This window comes from Nocardioides agri (assembly GCF_013778305.1).
In the GTDB taxonomy this organism is placed as follows: Bacteria; Actinomycetota; Actinomycetes; order Propionibacteriales; family Nocardioidaceae; genus Nocardioides; species Nocardioides agri.
Map to the genome: position 1 here is coordinate 3,466,387 of NZ_JACEIC010000002.1, position 14,871 is coordinate 3,481,257.

Annotated in this window: 18 protein-coding genes; 11 read left to right on the plus strand and 7 right to left on the minus strand. The window is 71.2% G+C overall.

What is annotated here, in order from left to right; genetic code table 11:
• Window positions 1-12 precede the first annotated feature (12 nt).
• The 3 genes from chrA to HZF07_RS21465 are packed head-to-tail and all read left to right on the plus strand — an operon-like array spanning window position 13 to window position 2,581.
• On the plus strand, window positions 13-1,380 hold the full coding sequence (gene chrA / locus HZF07_RS21455; protein WP_198346510.1) for a chromate efflux transporter: 1,368 nt from the start codon (window positions 13-15) through the stop codon (window positions 1,378-1,380).
• 42 nt (window positions 1,381-1,422) lie between these two features.
• Complete coding sequence (locus tag HZF07_RS21460; protein ID WP_157344360.1) at window positions 1,423-2,037, plus strand: mycothiol-dependent nitroreductase Rv2466c family protein; 615 nt, start codon at window positions 1,423-1,425, stop codon at window positions 2,035-2,037.
• Window positions 2,038-2,059: 22 nt separating this feature from the next.
• Window positions 2,060-2,581, plus strand: coding sequence for a maleylpyruvate isomerase family mycothiol-dependent enzyme (locus HZF07_RS21465; protein ID WP_157344362.1), 522 nt, complete (start codon window positions 2,060-2,062; stop codon window positions 2,579-2,581).
• Here HZF07_RS21465 and HZF07_RS21470 read toward each other — a convergent pair whose 3' ends face one another.
• The gene (locus HZF07_RS21470; RefSeq protein ID WP_157344364.1) at window positions 2,582-3,262 is read right to left on the minus strand and encodes a GOLPH3/VPS74 family protein; all 681 of its coding nucleotides are present in this window, start codon (window positions 3,260-3,262) and stop codon (window positions 2,582-2,584) included. It abuts the gene before it with no gap.
• Between the two features lie 333 nt (window positions 3,263-3,595).
• On the opposite strand from HZF07_RS21470, the gene metG reads away from it, so the two are divergent.
• Genes metG through HZF07_RS21490 form a run of 4 tightly spaced genes read left to right on the plus strand, consistent with a single transcriptional unit; the run spans window position 3,596 to window position 7,479 of the window.
• Window positions 3,596-5,383 carry a methionine--tRNA ligase gene (gene metG, locus HZF07_RS21475; RefSeq protein WP_157344365.1) on the plus strand — a complete coding sequence of 596 codons (1,788 nt, stop codon included), beginning with the start codon at window positions 3,596-3,598 and terminating at the stop codon, window positions 5,381-5,383.
• Window positions 5,376-6,053: a glutamine amidotransferase-related protein gene (locus tag HZF07_RS21480; RefSeq protein WP_309504885.1), complete on the plus strand. Its 678-nt coding sequence runs from the start codon at window positions 5,376-5,378 to the stop codon at window positions 6,051-6,053. The genes metG and HZF07_RS21480 overlap by 8 nt, the downstream gene beginning before the upstream one ends.
• Window positions 6,050-6,661 (plus strand): LysE family translocator, encoded by a 612-nt coding sequence (locus HZF07_RS21485; RefSeq protein ID WP_157344367.1) that lies wholly within the window; start codon window positions 6,050-6,052, stop codon window positions 6,659-6,661. The genes HZF07_RS21480 and HZF07_RS21485 overlap by 4 nt, the downstream gene beginning before the upstream one ends.
• Window positions 6,661-7,479, plus strand: a complete 819-nt coding sequence (locus HZF07_RS21490) for a class I SAM-dependent methyltransferase (protein WP_181645475.1) — start codon at window positions 6,661-6,663, stop codon at window positions 7,477-7,479. The genes HZF07_RS21485 and HZF07_RS21490 overlap by 1 nt, the downstream gene beginning before the upstream one ends.
• Here the strand turns inward: HZF07_RS21490 and arfB are convergent.
• Genes arfB through HZF07_RS21505 form a run of 3 tightly spaced genes read right to left on the minus strand, consistent with a single transcriptional unit; the run spans window position 7,466 to window position 8,519 of the window.
• The gene (arfB, locus tag HZF07_RS21495) at window positions 7,466-7,897 is read right to left on the minus strand and encodes an alternative ribosome rescue aminoacyl-tRNA hydrolase ArfB (protein ID WP_181645476.1); all 432 of its coding nucleotides are present in this window, start codon (window positions 7,895-7,897) and stop codon (window positions 7,466-7,468) included. The genes HZF07_RS21490 and arfB overlap by 14 nt on opposite strands.
• Complete coding sequence (locus HZF07_RS21500) at window positions 7,890-8,096, minus strand: hypothetical protein (RefSeq protein WP_157344369.1); 207 nt, start codon at window positions 8,094-8,096, stop codon at window positions 7,890-7,892. Before HZF07_RS21500 ends, arfB begins: the two co-directional genes overlap by 8 nt.
• A 3-nt stretch (window positions 8,097-8,099) precedes the next feature.
• Window positions 8,100-8,519 (minus strand): CoA-binding protein, encoded by a 420-nt coding sequence (locus tag HZF07_RS21505; RefSeq protein ID WP_309504886.1) that lies wholly within the window; start codon window positions 8,517-8,519, stop codon window positions 8,100-8,102.
• 130 nt (window positions 8,520-8,649) lie between these two features.
• Here HZF07_RS21505 and HZF07_RS21510 point away from each other — a divergent pair, with 130 nt between their 5' ends.
• Together HZF07_RS21510 and HZF07_RS21515 are read left to right on the plus strand one after the other, a co-directional pair.
• Window positions 8,650-9,501: an Ig-like domain-containing protein gene (locus HZF07_RS21510; RefSeq protein WP_157344371.1), complete on the plus strand. Its 852-nt coding sequence runs from the start codon at window positions 8,650-8,652 to the stop codon at window positions 9,499-9,501.
• Window positions 9,502-9,630: 129 nt separating this feature from the next.
• Complete coding sequence (locus tag HZF07_RS21515; protein WP_157344373.1) at window positions 9,631-10,803, plus strand: acyl-CoA dehydrogenase family protein; 1,173 nt, start codon at window positions 9,631-9,633, stop codon at window positions 10,801-10,803.
• Between the two features lie 341 nt (window positions 10,804-11,144).
• Here the strand turns inward: HZF07_RS21515 and HZF07_RS21520 are convergent, their stop codons facing one another.
• The 3 genes from HZF07_RS21520 to HZF07_RS21530 all read right to left on the minus strand — a co-directional run bounded on the left by HZF07_RS21520 (window position 11,145) and on the right by HZF07_RS21530 (window position 14,117).
• A complete protein-coding gene (locus HZF07_RS21520; RefSeq protein ID WP_181645477.1) occupies window positions 11,145-11,513 on the minus strand; it encodes a carboxymuconolactone decarboxylase family protein in 369 nt (122 codons plus the stop codon).
• A complete protein-coding gene (locus tag HZF07_RS24625) occupies window positions 11,510-11,755 on the minus strand; it encodes a YgaP family membrane protein (RefSeq protein ID WP_181645478.1) in 246 nt (81 codons plus the stop codon). The genes HZF07_RS21520 and HZF07_RS24625 overlap by 4 nt, the downstream gene beginning before the upstream one ends.
• A 196-nt stretch (window positions 11,756-11,951) precedes the next feature.
• Window positions 11,952-14,117: an MMPL family transporter gene (locus tag HZF07_RS21530; protein ID WP_157344375.1), complete on the minus strand. Its 2,166-nt coding sequence runs from the start codon at window positions 14,115-14,117 to the stop codon at window positions 11,952-11,954.
• Window positions 14,118-14,194: 77 nt separating this feature from the next.
• Here HZF07_RS21530 and HZF07_RS21535 point away from each other — a divergent pair, with 77 nt between their 5' ends.
• The gene (locus HZF07_RS21535) at window positions 14,195-14,590 is read left to right on the plus strand and encodes a DUF302 domain-containing protein (RefSeq protein ID WP_157344377.1); all 396 of its coding nucleotides are present in this window, start codon (window positions 14,195-14,197) and stop codon (window positions 14,588-14,590) included.
• 1 nt (window position 14,591) lies between these two features.
• Complete coding sequence (locus HZF07_RS21540) at window positions 14,592-14,855, plus strand: metal-sensitive transcriptional regulator (protein WP_157344379.1); 264 nt, start codon at window positions 14,592-14,594, stop codon at window positions 14,853-14,855.
• Window positions 14,856-14,871: the final 16 nt, after the last annotated feature.

Sequence of the window (14,871 nt, forward strand, 5' to 3'; positions counted from 1 at the left end):
CCTGACGGCATGATGTGCCCCGTGACCGCGCCGAGCCGCCACGTGATCCCGCTGCGGGAGGCCGTCCGGGCCTGGTTCGCGATCTCGTGGCAGACCTTCGGCGGCCCCGCCGGGCAGATCGCCGTGATGCACCGCGAGCTCGTCGAGGAGCGGCGGTGGATCGGTGAGCGTCGGTTCCTGCACGCGATGAGCTACTGCATGCTGCTCCCCGGACCGGAGGCGCAGCAGCTCGCGATCTACAGCGGCTGGCTGCTCAACGGCTGGCTCGGGGGCGTGATCGCCGGAGGGCTGTTCGTGCTGCCTGGCTTCCTCACGATCCTGGCGCTGTCGTGGGTCTATGTCGCCCACGGCGACTCGACGCTGGTCGCCGGACTCCTGCTCGGTGTCGCCGCCGCGGTGCTCCCGATCGTGGTCCAGGCGGTGCTGCGCCTCGGCCGCCGGGCGGTGCGCAACCGCGCGCTGCTGCTGCTCGCCCTGGCGGCCTTCGTCGCCCTGGCGGTGCTGGCCGTGCCCTTCCCGCTGGTCGTGCTCGCGTCCGGCGTGGTCGGCTGGGCGCTCGGCCGGCGCCGGCCGGACCTCGTCCAGGTGTCCGACCACCACGACGAGGCCGACGACGTCGAGCCGCCGCTGATCCCCGACGACGCGCTGCACTCGGGCCACCGCTCGGGACGGCGTACCGCGGCGCTCGCGGTGGGTGGTCTGCTGCTGTGGGTGGCGCCGGTGGCTGTCGCCTTCGCCCTGGCGGACGGCGGCTCGTCGGTCTTCGTCGACCAGGGGCTGTTCTTCGGGGGGATGGCGCTGGTGACGTTCGGGGGCGCCTACGCCGTGCTGTCCTACGTCGCCCAGGCCGCGGTCGAGCACTACGGCTGGCTGACCGCCCAGGAGATGGTGCGCGGGTTGGCGCTCGCCGAGACCACCCCCGGCCCACTGATCATGGTCGTGCAGTTCGTGGCGTTCCTCGGCGCGTTCCGGGACCCGTCGGGCCTCGACCCCTGGGCGGCCGCGGTGCTGGCCTCGCTGCTGGTGGTGTGGGTGACCTTCGTGCCGGGGTTCCTCTTCATCTTCGTCGGCGCGCCGTACGTCGAGCGCCTGCGGGGCAACGAACCGCTCACCGCCGCCCTCACCGGCGTCACGGCCGCGGTGGTCGGGGTGATCGCCAACCTCGCGTTCTACTTCGCGGTGCACACGCTCTTCGCCGAGGCGGAGCGGGTCGGGTGGGACCACCTCGGCCTGCTGGTGCCGGTCTGGTCGTCGTTCCAGTGGGAGTCGGCGGTGCTCGGCGCTCTCGGCGCCCTCCTGGTCTTCGGGCTGCGCTGGCCGATCCTGCGCACGCTCGGGGTCTGCGGCCTCGCGGGCCTGCTGCTCACGATCGTGACCTGAGCCGGGTGGGAATAGTCCCCGGCCCTGCTGGTTGGGACTGACATGACCGACACGAGCCGTTCCGGGGCGGACTTCTGGTTCGACCCCGCCTGTCCCTTCGCCTGGATCACCTCCCGCTGGATCCTCGAGGTCGAGAAGGTCCGCGACATCGAGGTCACCTGGCACATCATGAGCCTGGCCTACCTCAACCAGGACAAGGACATCTCGGACGAGTACCGGGCTTTCCTCTCGACCGCGTGGCAGCCGGTGCGGGTGCTGATGGCCGCGGAGCAGAAGTACGGCAAGGACGTGCTGCTCCCGCTCTACACCGCGATGGGCAACCGCATCCACCTCGAGAAGCAGGACAAGGACCGGGCGATGATCGAGGCGGCTCTCGAGGAGGCCGGGCTCGACCTGTCGCTCGCGGACGCGATGGACGACTCGACGTACGACGAGGCGATCGCGACGTCCCACAAGCGCGGCATGGACCAGGTGGGCAACGAGGTCGGCACCCCGACGATCGCCTTCGAGGGCCGCGCCTTCTTCGGACCGGTGATCAGCAAGAAGCCCACGGGCGAGGACGCCGGCCGGATGTGGGACGCCTTCGTGACGCTCTCGAAGTACGAGCACTTCTACGAGCTGAAGCGCAGCCGCACCGAGGCCCTCGACTTCTCCTGACCAGTCGACCTACGGTGGCGACATGGCCACCGAGGTCCGGGTCCTCTCACACGCTGTCGACCAGGCGGGCGACGTGCTCGACCGCGTGCGGCCCGACCAGCTCGGGCTGCGTACGCCGTGCGCCGACTGGGAGCTCGCCGAGCTCGTCGACCACCTGGTCTCCACGCCCGGCCGCTTCCTGACGATGATGCGCGGCGAGCAGCCCGACTGGGGCGCCGCGCCGCCGCACGTCGCGGAGAGCTGGGGGCCCGTGTTCCGGGTCGCCGGCGACGACCTCGTGCACGCCTGGCACCAGGCGGAGGACCCGCCCGTGCCGGCCGACTTCCAGGTCGCCGAGCTGGCGTTGCACACGTGGGACGTCGCGTCGGCGATCGGCTACCCGGTGGACCGGCTGGACCCGGAGATCGCCGAGCGCGGTCTGGCGTTCCTGCGCGCCAACCTCACCGACGACAACCGCGCGCCCGTGTTCGGGGCCGAGGTCGAGCCGCCCGCCGGCGCCGGGCCCTACGAGCGGCTGGCGGCCTTCGCCGGACGCCAGGTCTGACTAGGTCGATCCCGAGCTGGCTGCGACCGTGGCCGCGGTGGTCGCCGCTGCGATGGCCGCGACGGAGGCGTTGATCGCGTCGCGCACGGCCTTGGCCGCCCACGCGCCCTCGCTGATCTCCTTGGCGCGCTTCTTGACCTCCCGGGCAGACAGGCCCTCGTGGTCGACGACCTTGTGCGCCTTGTCGATCGCGGAGAGGAGCGCGATCAGAGCGGCGGTGCGCTCGTCGGGCACGGCGCCCTGCACCAGCGCCGCGGTGAGCGCGCGGCGTACCGCCTGCTCGTGGGTGGTGTCGGCCGCGGGCCACCGGGTGCGCGGGAACAGGCCGAGCACCCCGCCGTCGCGCCGCTCGACCAGGCCGCGCTCGGCGAGCCGCTCGGGCAGCTGCTTCTGCAGGCCCTTGCCGATCCGCTCGACCAGGTCCTGCGCGCCGCGCTCCTTCTCGGCGACGAGGTCGTACGCCGTCCGCAGCACCGGGTCCTCAGGCTCCTGGCCGGCGACCGGGCGCACCTTCGTCGACCGCCACACCCTCGACCGCTCCTCGACCTCGACCGCGCCGGTGAGCGCCAGCTCGATCAGCACGCCCCCGCCGAGCGCGGTCTGGGGATAGGCGGTCTGGATCGTCCCCTTCTCGTCGTCGAGCAGGAGGAGCAGCAGGTCCTCGGCGATCAAGGTGGCCATGCGACGACGCTAGTCGCGTCTCGGTCGACTGGAAACGCCTGCGGGCGGGTGTCGTCGTCCTTCCGGGCGCCGAGGATGGGCGCGCGTCCTCCGCCGTCAAGGGTTCCCTACGGCGGCTTCGCCGCCCTGGACGGCTCCTCCCGCCCGCCCGGTTGGCGCCCAACGGGAGGACGCCGACCTGCGGTCGGACACGCGGGTGCGGCCCCGGAGACGTCGGGGTTCCAGCGGAGGTTCTGATCCGCCTGGTCGATCAAGATCTCCGGTCTGAGTGCTCCGGACGGTTGACGGCCACGCGCTGGGAAACGGGTGGCAGCGGGTCAATAGGATCACCCCATGAGCAAAGTCCTGTCCGCCGTCGCCTGGCCGTACGCAAACGGCCCGCGCCACATCGGCCACGTGGCCGGTTTCGGTGTGCCCTCCGACGTCTTCAGTCGGTACATGCGGATGGCGGGCCACGACGTGCTCATGGTCTCCGGATCCGACGAGCACGGCACGCCGATCCTGATCGCCGCCGACGAGGCCGGGGTGACGCCTCAGGAGCTCGCGGACCAGAACCACCGGATCATCGCGGAGGACCTGGTCAGCCTCGGCCTGACCTACGACCTCTACACGCGCACGACGACCCGCAACCATCACGCGGTCGTGCAGGAGCTGTTCCTCGGTGTCTACGAGAACGGCTACTTCGTCGAGCAGACGACGTACGGCGCGATCTCGCCGTCCACCGGGCGCACGCTGCCCGACCGCTACATCGAGGGCACCTGCCCGATCTGCGGGTACGACGGCGCGCGCGGCGACCAGTGCGACAACTGCGGCAACCAGCTCGACCCGCACGACCTCATCAACCCGCGGTCGAAGATCAACGGGGAGACGCCGGAGTTCATCGAGACCCAGCACTTCTTCCTCGACCTGCCCGCCCTCGCCGACGCGCTCGGCGAGTGGCTCGACGGGCGCGAGGCGACCGGGCTGTGGCGGCCGAACGTCATCCGCTTCAGCCAGAACATCCTCAAGGAGATCCGCCCGCGGGCGATGACCCGCGACATCGACTGGGGCATCGCGGTGCCGCTGGACGGCTGGCGCGAGAACCCCACCAAGAAGCTCTACGTCTGGTTCGACGCGGTGATCGGCTACCTCTCGGCCAGCATCGAGTGGGCCCGCCGCTCCGGTGACCCGGACCGCTGGCGCGAGTGGTGGAACGAGCCCGAGGCGCACGGCTACTACTTCATGGGCAAGGACAACATCACCTTCCACAGCCAGATCTGGCCCGCGGAGCTGCTGGCCTACTCCGGCAAGGGTGCGAAGGGCGGCACGCCGCGCCAGCTCGGCGAGCTCAACCTGCCGACCGAGGTGGTGAGCAGCGAGTTCCTGACGATGGAGGGCAAGAAGTTCTCCTCCTCCAAGAAGGTCGTCATCTACGTCCGCGACCTGCTCAGCCGCTACCAGCCCGACGCGTTCCGCTACTTCGTGGCCGCCGCCGGGCCCGAGAACCAGGACAGCGACTTCACCTGGGCCGAGTTCGTCCGACGCACCAACGACGAGCTGGTCGCGGGCTGGGGCAACCTGGTCAACCGCACCGCCAACCTGATCGCCAAGAACTTCGGGGAGATCCCGAAGGCCGGCACGCTCACCGCCGAGGACGCGGCGCTGCTCGCCGCCACCGAGACCGCGTTCGAGACCGTCGGCGGGCTGCTGGAGCGGCACCGGCTCAAGCAGGCGATCGGCGAGGCGATGCGGGCGGTCGCCGAGGTCAACCGCTACGTCTCCGACACCGAGCCGTGGAAGATCAAGGACGACCCCGAGCGGCTCGGCACGGTCCTGCACGTCGTCGCGCAGTGCGTGGCCGACCTCAACCTCGTGCTCAGCCCGTTCCTGCCGTTCTCGGCCAACGAGGTCGACAAGGCGTTCGGCGGGCCCGGCGACGTGGCGCCGATGCCGCGGCTGGACGAGGCCGAGGACCTGGACGGCGGGGCGCCGTACCCGATCATCACCGGCGACTACTCCGGCTTCCCGGCCTGGCAGCGCCGACCGATCGTGCCCGGCACGCCGGTCGCGAAGCCCACGCCGGTCTTCCAGAAGCTCGACCCGGTGATCGTGGAGGAGGAGCTCGCGAGGCTCGGTGAGTAGCCGGCCGGTGGTCGCGCTCCTCGGCGACGACCGCGGGCACCGCAGCCACCAGGAGCTCAACGCGCTCCGCCCGATGCTCGACGTCGACACGACGTGGGTGCCGACCGACTCCGCCTTCACCATCACCGACTACGACGGGGTCTGGCTGGTGCCGGGCTCGCCGTACGCCGACGACGCGGCGGTGCTGCGTGCGCTGACGACGATCCGCGAGCGCGGGATCCCGTTCCTCGGCACCTGCGGAGGCATGCAGTACGCCGTCGTCGAGATCGTCCGCACCGTGCTGGGCGAGCAGGCGACGCACGCGGAGTCGGACGGCGAGGCCGCGGACAACGTGGTGACCGCGCTCGCCTGCAGCCTCGACGGAGAGGAGCGGCTGGTGACCCCGGTCGCCGGCAGCCGCTTCGCCGGCTGGGTGCGCGAGCCGTTCGTCGGCATGCACTTCTGCAGCTACGCACCGACGCCTGCGGTCTCCAGCCGGCTGGAGGGGATCGGCGTCGTGGTCGGCGCGACCGCCGACGACGCCGGCGCCGAGGTGCTCGAGCTGCCCGACCACCCGTTCTACGTGATGACGATGTTCCAGTCCCACGTCGGCGCGCTGGCCGGAGGTCCGGTCCACCCGTTGGTGCGCGCGTTCACAGACGCCGTGCGCGCCACTACCGTCGGAGCATGAGCCTCGCCTTCCTGGTGACCGCGCTGGTGATCGTCGCGACGCCAGGCACCGGCGCGCTCTACACGATCGCGGCGGGACTCGCCCGTGGCGCGCGGGCGGGCGTGCTGGCGGCGTTCGCCTGCACCCTCGGCACCGTCCCGCACCTCGTCGCGGCCGTCACGGGTCTGGCCGCCGTGCTGCACGCCAGTGGTGTGGCGTTCCAGGCCGTCAAGTACGCCGGTGTCGCCTACCTGCTCTGGATGGCCTGGGCGACCTGGCGCGACACCGGGGCGCTGAGCGTGGACGCCGGCGGCAGCCCGTCGTCGCGCCGGCAGGTGCTCGCCGCCGGCGTCACCCTCAACCTGCTCAACCCGAAGCTGACGATCTTCTTCTTCGCGTTCCTGCCGCAGTTCGTCCCGGCGGGCACCCCGCACCAGCTGCCGCGGATGCTGCTGCTGAGCGCGGTCTTCATGCTGATGACGTTCGTCGTCTTCGCCGCCTACGGCGCGGCCGCGGCTGCGCTCCGCGACCGGGTGATCGCCCGGCCCGGCGTCGTGCGCCGGATCCGCCAGGCGTTCGCGGTCTCCTTCGTGGGCCTCAGCGCGCGGCTCGCGGTCGAGTCGCGCTAGTGCGCGAGGGAGAGCCGAGCCGCACAGCGCTCGGCGCCGCGATGCTGCGCGCCGCCCACCAGGACGACGAGCCGTTGATCTTCGCCGACCCGCTGGCGCACCGCATCCTCGGCGACCCCGACCAGATGCCCGACCGCGCCTGGGCGCAGCCCCGGCTGCGCCTCTTCATCGCGGTGCGGCACCGCTTCGGGGAGGACTCGTTGGCCGCGGCCGTCGCGCGCGGCACCCGCCAGGTGGTCGTCCTCGGTGCGGGCCTCGACACCTTCGCCTACCGCAACCCCCACCCGGGGACGCGGGTGTTCGAGGTGGACTGCCCGGCGACCGGGGCCTGGAAGCGCGAGCGGCTGGCCGAGGCCGGGATCGAGGTGCCCGACGACCTCACGTACGTCGGCGTCGACTTCGAGACCGACTCGCTCGCGGCGCGGCTCGAGGCCGCCGGCTTCGACGCCTCGCGACCGGCGTTCTTCCTCTGGCTCGGCGTCGTGCCCTACCTCTCCGACGCCGCCGTGCGCGCGACGCTGGCCGTGATCGCCGCGGTGCCGCAGGGCGAGGTCGTCCTCGACTACATCCGGTCGGTCGAGGCGGCACCGACCCTCGCGCGCTCGGACCGGGTCACGCTCGAGGCGCACGTCGCCGACGTCGGCGAGCCGCTGCAGGCGGGGCGCGACACCGCCGCGATGCACGCGATGCTGCGCGGGGCCGGCTTCGAGGAGATCGAGGAACTCGGGCGGCGGGAGATCCGGGTGCGCTACCTCCGGTTGCCGCCCGGAGAGGCCGACGGCGACGCCCACGTGGTGCGCGCGCTCAGTCGCCGGTGACCCGGCCCCGCAGGGACTTGGTCTCCCCGCGCTGCTTCTTCGCCTCGAGCCGCCGCCGCTGGGCGCCGCGGGTCGGCTTCGTCGGGCGCCGCGGCGGCGGGGGAGGTGCCAGCCCCTCGCGGATGCGCTCGGCGAGCCGTTCCCGGGCCGCCGTCCGGTTGCGGTGCTGGGAGCGGTGCTCGGCCGCCACGATGCGGACGACGGGCCCGGGCAGCCGGGCGAGCAGCCGGGCGCGCTGCGTGTCGCTCAGTGACGCCGAGGCCGCGACGTCCCAGGTGAGCTCCACGCGGCTGTCGGTGGTGTTGACCGACTGACCGCCGGGACCGGGGGAGCGGCTGAAGCGCTCGACCAGCTCGGTGTCGGGGATCGTCAGCCCGTCCGGCAGGCCCGGTCCGGGCGGCACCCGGAGGTCAGCCACGCTGGGCCTCGACCGGCAGTCGGGCGATCGCGGGGAGCTGGGCGAGGGCGTTGACCACGACCGAGAACATCAGCAGGGCCACCGCGAGGCGCTGGTGCCCGACGTCCCACAGGGCGAGCGAGGCCAGGCCGAACGCCGCCACGGCGAGCACCTCGTCGAGGAAGACGAGTGCCAGCACGGTCCAGCCGACGGCGACCACGGATCAGCGCCGCCGCCACTCGATCGCGGGGCAGGTGTCCATCACCATCGGCACCCCCGCGGCCACGGTGCGCGCGAACGCGTCGCGGTCGATCACCCCGAGCTGGAACCACACGCCGCGAGCGCCGACGGCGACCGCCTGGTCGGCGAACTCGCCCGCGGCCTCCGAGCGGCGGAAGACGTCGACCACGTCGATCGGGAACGGCACGTCGGCGAGGGTGGGGTAGCCCTGCTCGCCGAGCACGACGGGGGCGTCGGGGTGGATCGGCACGATCCGCTTGCCGCGGCGCTGCAGCAGGCTCGCGATCTCGTACGCCGTCCGGCGGTGGTCGCCCGAGAGGCCGACGACCGCCCAGGTCTCGCACTCGTCGAGCATGAGGCGGACCCACTCCGGGTGCTGCCAGTCGGTGATCTCGATGGTCACGAGGAGGAGCCTAGGTCGCCGGTCATTTTTGGGGGGTTCCGTGACCCGCGTTACACCTCACGGGTTACTGTGACGGCCGTCTCTGCTACCGCCCGGTAGCGACTGAGTTTGCTCGGGAGGAGCACACTTCATGAACCTTCGTCGACTCTCCGCTCGCACCGCCGCCGCAGGCGCCACCGCCGCCCTCGCCGCCGGCGCGCTCGTCGGCCTCGGGACGGCCACCGCGGACGCCGCCACGGCCACCGCGACCTACAACTGCGTGCAGGCCGAGTTCAGCCTGTCCTACAACTTCGCCATCACGATCACCCAGACCCCGGCCACGACGCCGACCTGGGCCGGTCAGGCGGTTGCGAAGGGCAAGCTCGGCACCATCTCGGTGTCCGCGAGCGTCCCGGCCGACGCCGCTGCGACGATGGCCAGCGTCGGCATCACCGGCGCGCGCTCCGACGACTTCAAGCTGGGCGGCAACGTCCCGTTCGCGGTCGCCGGCGACTTCGCCCCCGGCGCTGGCGGCACCGCCACCTGGCAGGGCACCGGCACCAACCCGGCCTTCGCCGCGGCCAAGCCGGGCGCGTTCAGCGCGACGATCCCGAGCAAGTTCACGATCATCACCGCCAAGACCGGTGACGGCTTCAAGCTCGACTGCAGCCTGGTCGCCGGCCAGGTGCAGGCCTCGATGTGGGACACCACCCTGGCGAAGCAGACCACCAAGACCACGGCCAAGAACACCACCGGCAAGTCCGGCAAGCCGGTCAAGCTGAAGGTCACGGTCAAGGGCAACGGCTCGGTGGCCACCGCCGGCCAGGTCGTCGTGTCCAGCGGCAAGAAGGCCGTCGGCAAGGCCAACGTCAACCCGAAGACCGGCGTCGCGACCGTGACGCTGAAGAAGCTCGAGGACGGCAAGAACAAGCTGACCCTCACCTACAAGGGCACCCCGAGCTTCGGTGCCAGCAAGGGCAAGGTGACCGTCACCGTCAAGTGACGTAGTCCCAGCACCACGCACGCCCGGCCGGGCCCTGCCCGGCCGGGCGTGTGCACGTCCGATATCTCACACCCGGGATACCGCGCACTGATGCGGAGGCGGCCGACCGGCCGGACTAGATTGCGGCCCATGAGCGCCGAGTACCCCATGTTCGCCCTCTCCGAGGAGCACCAGGCCGTCCGCGAGGCCGTCCGCGACCTGTGCGACGCCAAGGTCGCGCCGTACGCCGCCGACGTCGACGAGCAGGCCCGCTACCCGCAGGAGGCGGCCGACGCGCTGCTCGCCGCCGACTTCCACGCCCCGCACGTGCCGGAGGCCTACGGCGGCGCCGGCGCCGACGCGCTCGCGACCGTGATCGTCATCGAGGAGGTCGCCCGCGCCTGCGCGTCCAGCAGCCTGATCCCGGCGGTCAACAAGCTCGGCTCGCTGCCGGTGCAGCTCTCCGGCTCCGAGGAGCTCAAGAAGCACTACCTCGGCAAGCTCGCCGCCGGTGAGGGCGGCTTCTCCTACTGCCTCTCCGAGCCCGACGCCGGCTCCGACGCCGCGGGCATGAAGACCCGCGCCGTGCGCGACGGCGACACCTACGTGCTCAACGGCGTGAAGCGCTGGATCACCAACGCCGGCGTCTCGGAGTACTACACGGTCATGGCCGTCACCGATCCGGAGAAGCGCAGCCGCGGCATCTCGGCGTTCGTGGTGGAGAAGTCCGACGAGGGCGTCTCCTTCGGTGCGCCCGAGAAGAAGCTCGGCATCAAGGGCAGCCCGACGCGCGAGGTCTACCTCGACAACGTCCGCATCCCCGCCGACCGGATGATCGGCGCCGAGGGCACGGGCTTCGAGACCGCGATGAAGACCCTCGACCACACCCGCGTGACGATCGCGGCCCAGGCCGTCGGCATCGCGCAGGGCGCGCTCGACTACGCGCTCGGCTACGCCCAGGAGCGCAAGCAGTTCGGCAAGCCGATCAGCGACTTCCAGGGCCTGCAGTTCCTGCTGGCCGACATGGGCATGAAGGTCGAGGCCGCGCGCCAGATGACCTACGCCGCCGCCGGCAAGTCCGAGCGGGGCGACAAGGACCTCACGTTCTTCGGCGCCGCGGCCAAGTGCTTCGCGTCCGACGTCGCCATGGAGGTCACCACCAACGCGGTGCAGGTGCTCGGCGGCTACGGGTTCACCCGCGACTACCCGGTCGAGCGGATGATGCGCGACGCCAAGATCACCCAGATCTACGAGGGCACCAACCAGGTGCAGCGGATCGTGATGGCACGGCAGCTCCTTGCAGGGGTGCAGTCACACCTTTGACCTGCGGGTTTGCAGGTCAGAGGACCGATCCAGCCCTCAGGATGCCTGTTTTCAGGTAGCTGACATTGATCCGGACGCCGCTGGAATGGCAGCCGGTGGGGCATGGGCTGGCGCCATGGCTCGCCCAACGGCTGGTCGGGCCGGAGCATGATGGGCCAGGGCATGATGGGTTGGATGACGGGATGACCCGCGGTCCGCTTCAGCCGGGCAGCGACCGCGGGACCTCTGCGGTGGCATCGGTCGTGCGCTGACCGACCGTCCCCTCGACCCGCGGCCGGACTGACGGGCGCCGAGGTCGAGGCGCCGCGGCGGCGCGAGCTGCGGCCGGCACAGCGCGATGCTCAGGCGAGAGCGTCGGCGAACTCGCAGAACGCGTCGTAGGCACGCGGCCCGTAGATGGTGGCCGGTCCGCCTTTCATCAGGAAGGTGACGCCGATGGCCTCGGCTGCTTCCTGCTTGCTGGCGCCGGCCCGGGCCGCTGCCTGGGCATGGGAGGCGATGCAGCCGTCACAGCCCTCGACGACGCCGATCGCAAGCGCGATCAGCTCCTTCGTGCGCTGGTCGAGTGCGCCGGGCGCGAAGGCGGCCTTGTGGAGCTCGCCGAAGCCCTTGTAGACATCGGGCACGGCGCGACGCAGTCCGCGGTGCAGCGGGTTGAGTGCGTCGAGGACGTCCTTGCCGTGGGCGTGCTCGGTGGTGGTCGTGGTCACGACGTGGCCTTTCTGGTGGCGGGTCCCTGGTCGGTGGGGATGGAGAACGCGCAGCCGCTCGGCACGCCGATTCGCGCCAGGACGTTGGCGGCGGGGCAGAAGCCGGTGATGCTTGACTGGAGCAGGTTGAGTCCGACGAAGACGGTGAGCAGCAGCCACCAGCTCGAGACGGTGACCGTCAGCAGCACACTGAGCAGGACGACCGTGCCCGCGACGGCGAAGACTCCCTTGTCGAGGTTCACGAGCGTCCACCGAAGAGGCGCCCCAAGAGCCCGGGACTCTCGCCCTTGGCGTGACCGGGACAGCGATCGGAGCGGGGAACGCCGGCCAGGGCACGCTCGACGTGGCGTCCGCAGCCCGCCCAGGTCGGCTTGCTGCAGGTCTTGCAGGTGACTGCGTGACACATGGTGGAGTGGCTCCTTCTTCTCGTGGTGCTGGTCAGCTGTGGGAGAACCGGATGTTGGGCAGCAGGCGGGTGAGCCAGCCCGGGGCCCACCAGGCGGCCCGTCCGGTGACCCGTAGCAGCACGGGCAGCAGGACGAGCCGCACGAGGAAGGCATCGAGGAGGACGGCGACGCCGAGGACGACCCCCATCTCCTTCGGCGGGAGCGGTCCGGAGAGGGCGAAGGTGAAGAACACCGCGACCATGACCGCCCCGGCCGCGAAGATGACCCGGCCGGAGTGGGCGAGCGAGCCAACCATCGCGTCCTTCGGGTCGCCGGAGTGCTCGTAGTGCTCCTTGGCCGAGGCCAGCAGGAACACCGTGTAGTCCATCGCGATCGCGAAGATCATCGCGAAGAAGAACACCGGCGCCCAGGCGTCGAGGAACCCTTGGTGCTCGAAGCCCAGCAGCCCCGATCCCCAGCCTTCCTGGAAGACGAGCCGGGCCAAGCCGAACGCTGCGGCCGTCGAGAGGAGGCTCGCGAGCGTGCCGAGGAGCGCGATGAGCGGTGCCTGGAGTGCAACCAGCAGCAACAGGAACCCCAGCAGCAGGATCACCCCGATCACGAGCGGGGTGGAGTCGTCGAGCTGGGTCTTGAGGTCGAGGTTCTCGACCGCCGCGCCTCCCACGACCGCTGTTGACGGCAGGTCGGAGCGGAGCCGGGCCACCGTCTCGGCGAGGGCGGGGTCGGACGGGTCGACGGCCGGCACGGCCTGGATCAGGACGTACGACGACCCGTCGCCGGCGAGGACCCCCGGCATCGCGCCGGCGATGCCCGCGTCCGCTTCCAGGACGGCTGCGGCAGCGTCGGCATCGACCTGGGGCACGACGATCTGGACGGTGCCCGGGGCGCCGTCGCCAAACGACGCCTGGACCTGGTCGTAGCCGACCCGGGCGCTGGCGCTCTCGGGCAGCACCTTGATCGAGGGCATCGCGGTCTTCAGGCCGATCACCGGCGCGGCGAGCGCGACCAGGACCACGAACGAAGCGAGACCCCAGGCGAAAGGGCGCTTCCAGAGCCGGTCGCCCCAGGCGGCGAACCTCGGCGACCGGTGCTCGCCGGCATGCACCCACGGCAGCGCGAGCTTGTTGATCCGGTGGTCGAGCTTGGCCAGCACCACCGGGAGCAGGGTCAGGGTCGCCCCGAGGACGAAGATCACCGCGAGCATGATCCCGCCGGCCATCGAGCGGAAGGACGGGGACGGCACCAGCATCACGGCCGAGAGTGAGATCAGCACGGTCGCGCCGGACAGCAGCACCGCCTTGCCCGCGGTGTCCATGGTCTCTGCGATCGCCTGACGGGGACTCTCGTGGTGGCCCATGCGCGCCGCCCGGAAGCGCACCACCATGAAGAGCGCGTAGTCGATGCCGAGCGCGAGTGCGAACATCATCGCGAAGTTCATCGCCCAGATCGAGACGGGCACGACCTGGTTGATCAGGACCAGCGAGCCCGCCGAGGCGACCAGTCCGGCGAGGGTGAGGATCAGCGGCAGACCCGCGGCGACGAGCGCGCCGAAGGCCAGAACCAGGATCGCGAGCGTGACCGGCCAGGACACCATCTCCGACTTCAGCATCGCCGACAGGTTGGCCTCGTTGAAGTCAGACCACAGCAGCGAGGCTCCCGTCGGGTTCACCTCGACCTCCGCGGTCGACAGGTCCTGCAGCGGCCCCTTGAGGTCGTCGGCCGCCCGCACCATCTCGTTGGGGTCTGCGGCGGCGCCGGCCAGGAGCACGGCGGTGGTGCCGTCCTGGCTGAGCGTGGCCCCGGGCTGCGGCTGGAGGACCGCGGCGATCCGAGGATCCTGCTCCAGGATGGCGGCGGCCTCGGCGAGAACCCGCTTGCCCGGCCCCTCGGTGACCGGGCCGTCTGCGGAGCGCACGACCACCTGGATCGCCGTGGAGGCATTGCCGCCGAAGTGCTCTTGGGCAAGCTCCCGTGCTGCGACGGAGTCGGACCCGTCTGCCTGCCAACCGGCGCCGGACAGCTCGGACTCGACCCGCGGCGCGAAGAGGCCGAGGCCGACAACCAGGAGAAGCCAGACGGCGGTGGTGATCCGGGCGTGGTCGATCACCCACACTCCGAGGCGGCCCAGGAGACCAGGTCGGTAGCCGATCTCGGGGTCGACCGCGCTGTCGTGCGTGTGGGCGCCGGTAGTCGTCATGCGACATACCCTAGGGGGTATCGGTTACCATTTCAAAATACCCCCCGGGGTACGTCGAGTCCATGAGGAGAACACCGATGAGCAGCTACACGCTGAGTGCCACCGTGGCCCTGCCGTACGAGGACGCAGTGGCCGCCACTCGCGCCGCCCTGGCCGACCAGGGCTTCGGCGTGCTGACCGAGATCGACATCGCGGTCACCTTGAAGGCGAAGCTCGACGTCGACATGCCACGCCAGGTGATCCTGGGCGCCTGCCGGCCGCCCCTCGCGTACGCCGCACTTCAGGCGGACCCCTCGGTCGCCGCGATGCTGCCCTGCAACGTCGTCGTACGATCTCTCGACGACGGCACCTGCCTCGTCGAGGCGATCGACCCCGCCGCGATGACCCAGCTCGTCCCCGGGCTGGAACACGTGGCCGCTGAGGCAGGGAGTCGCCTGACCGCGGCCCTGGCTGCACTCACCGAGGAGCACTGACATGGAGCTGGACCCCACCGAGATGACCCCGGTCATCAACCGGATCAAGCGCGCCCGCGGTCAGCTCGACGGCGTCCTGCGGATGCTGGAAGAGGGTCGCGACTGCGAGGACGTCGTCACCCAGCTCGCGGCGGTCTCCAAGGCCCTCGACAAGGCCGGCTTCGCGATCGTCGCGAGCGGGCTGCAGCAGTGCCTGACCGCGGGCGATGGCATGGACAGTGTCGACGTGAAGAAGATGGAGAAGCTCTTCCTCTCTCTCGCGTGATGCGGGACTTTGTCCC

What these genes read in the sequence shown, in the direction of transcription:
- chrA (WP_198346510.1), top strand. Translation starts at nt 13, where the DNA reads ATGTGCCCCGTGACCGCGCCGAGCCGCCACGTGATCCCGCTGCGGGAG.
- HZF07_RS21460 (WP_157344360.1), top strand. Translation starts at nt 1,423, where the DNA reads ATGACCGACACGAGCCGTTCCGGGGCGGACTTCTGGTTCGACCCCGCC.
- HZF07_RS21465 (WP_157344362.1), top strand. Translation starts at nt 2,060, where the DNA reads ATGGCCACCGAGGTCCGGGTCCTCTCACACGCTGTCGACCAGGCGGGC.
- HZF07_RS21470 (WP_157344364.1), bottom strand. Translation starts at nt 3,262, where the DNA reads ATGGCCACCTTGATCGCCGAGGACCTGCTGCTCCTCCTGCTCGACGAC.
- metG (WP_157344365.1), top strand. Translation starts at nt 3,596, where the DNA reads ATGAGCAAAGTCCTGTCCGCCGTCGCCTGGCCGTACGCAAACGGCCCG.
- HZF07_RS21485 (WP_157344367.1), top strand. Translation starts at nt 6,050, where the DNA reads ATGAGCCTCGCCTTCCTGGTGACCGCGCTGGTGATCGTCGCGACGCCA.
- HZF07_RS21510 (WP_157344371.1), top strand. Translation starts at nt 8,650, where the DNA reads ATGAACCTTCGTCGACTCTCCGCTCGCACCGCCGCCGCAGGCGCCACC.
- HZF07_RS21515 (WP_157344373.1), top strand. Translation starts at nt 9,631, where the DNA reads ATGAGCGCCGAGTACCCCATGTTCGCCCTCTCCGAGGAGCACCAGGCC.
- HZF07_RS21530 (WP_157344375.1), bottom strand. Translation starts at nt 14,117, where the DNA reads ATGACGACTACCGGCGCCCACACGCACGACAGCGCGGTCGACCCCGAG.
- HZF07_RS21535 (WP_157344377.1), top strand. Translation starts at nt 14,195, where the DNA reads ATGAGCAGCTACACGCTGAGTGCCACCGTGGCCCTGCCGTACGAGGAC.
- HZF07_RS21540 (WP_157344379.1), top strand. Translation starts at nt 14,592, where the DNA reads ATGGAGCTGGACCCCACCGAGATGACCCCGGTCATCAACCGGATCAAG.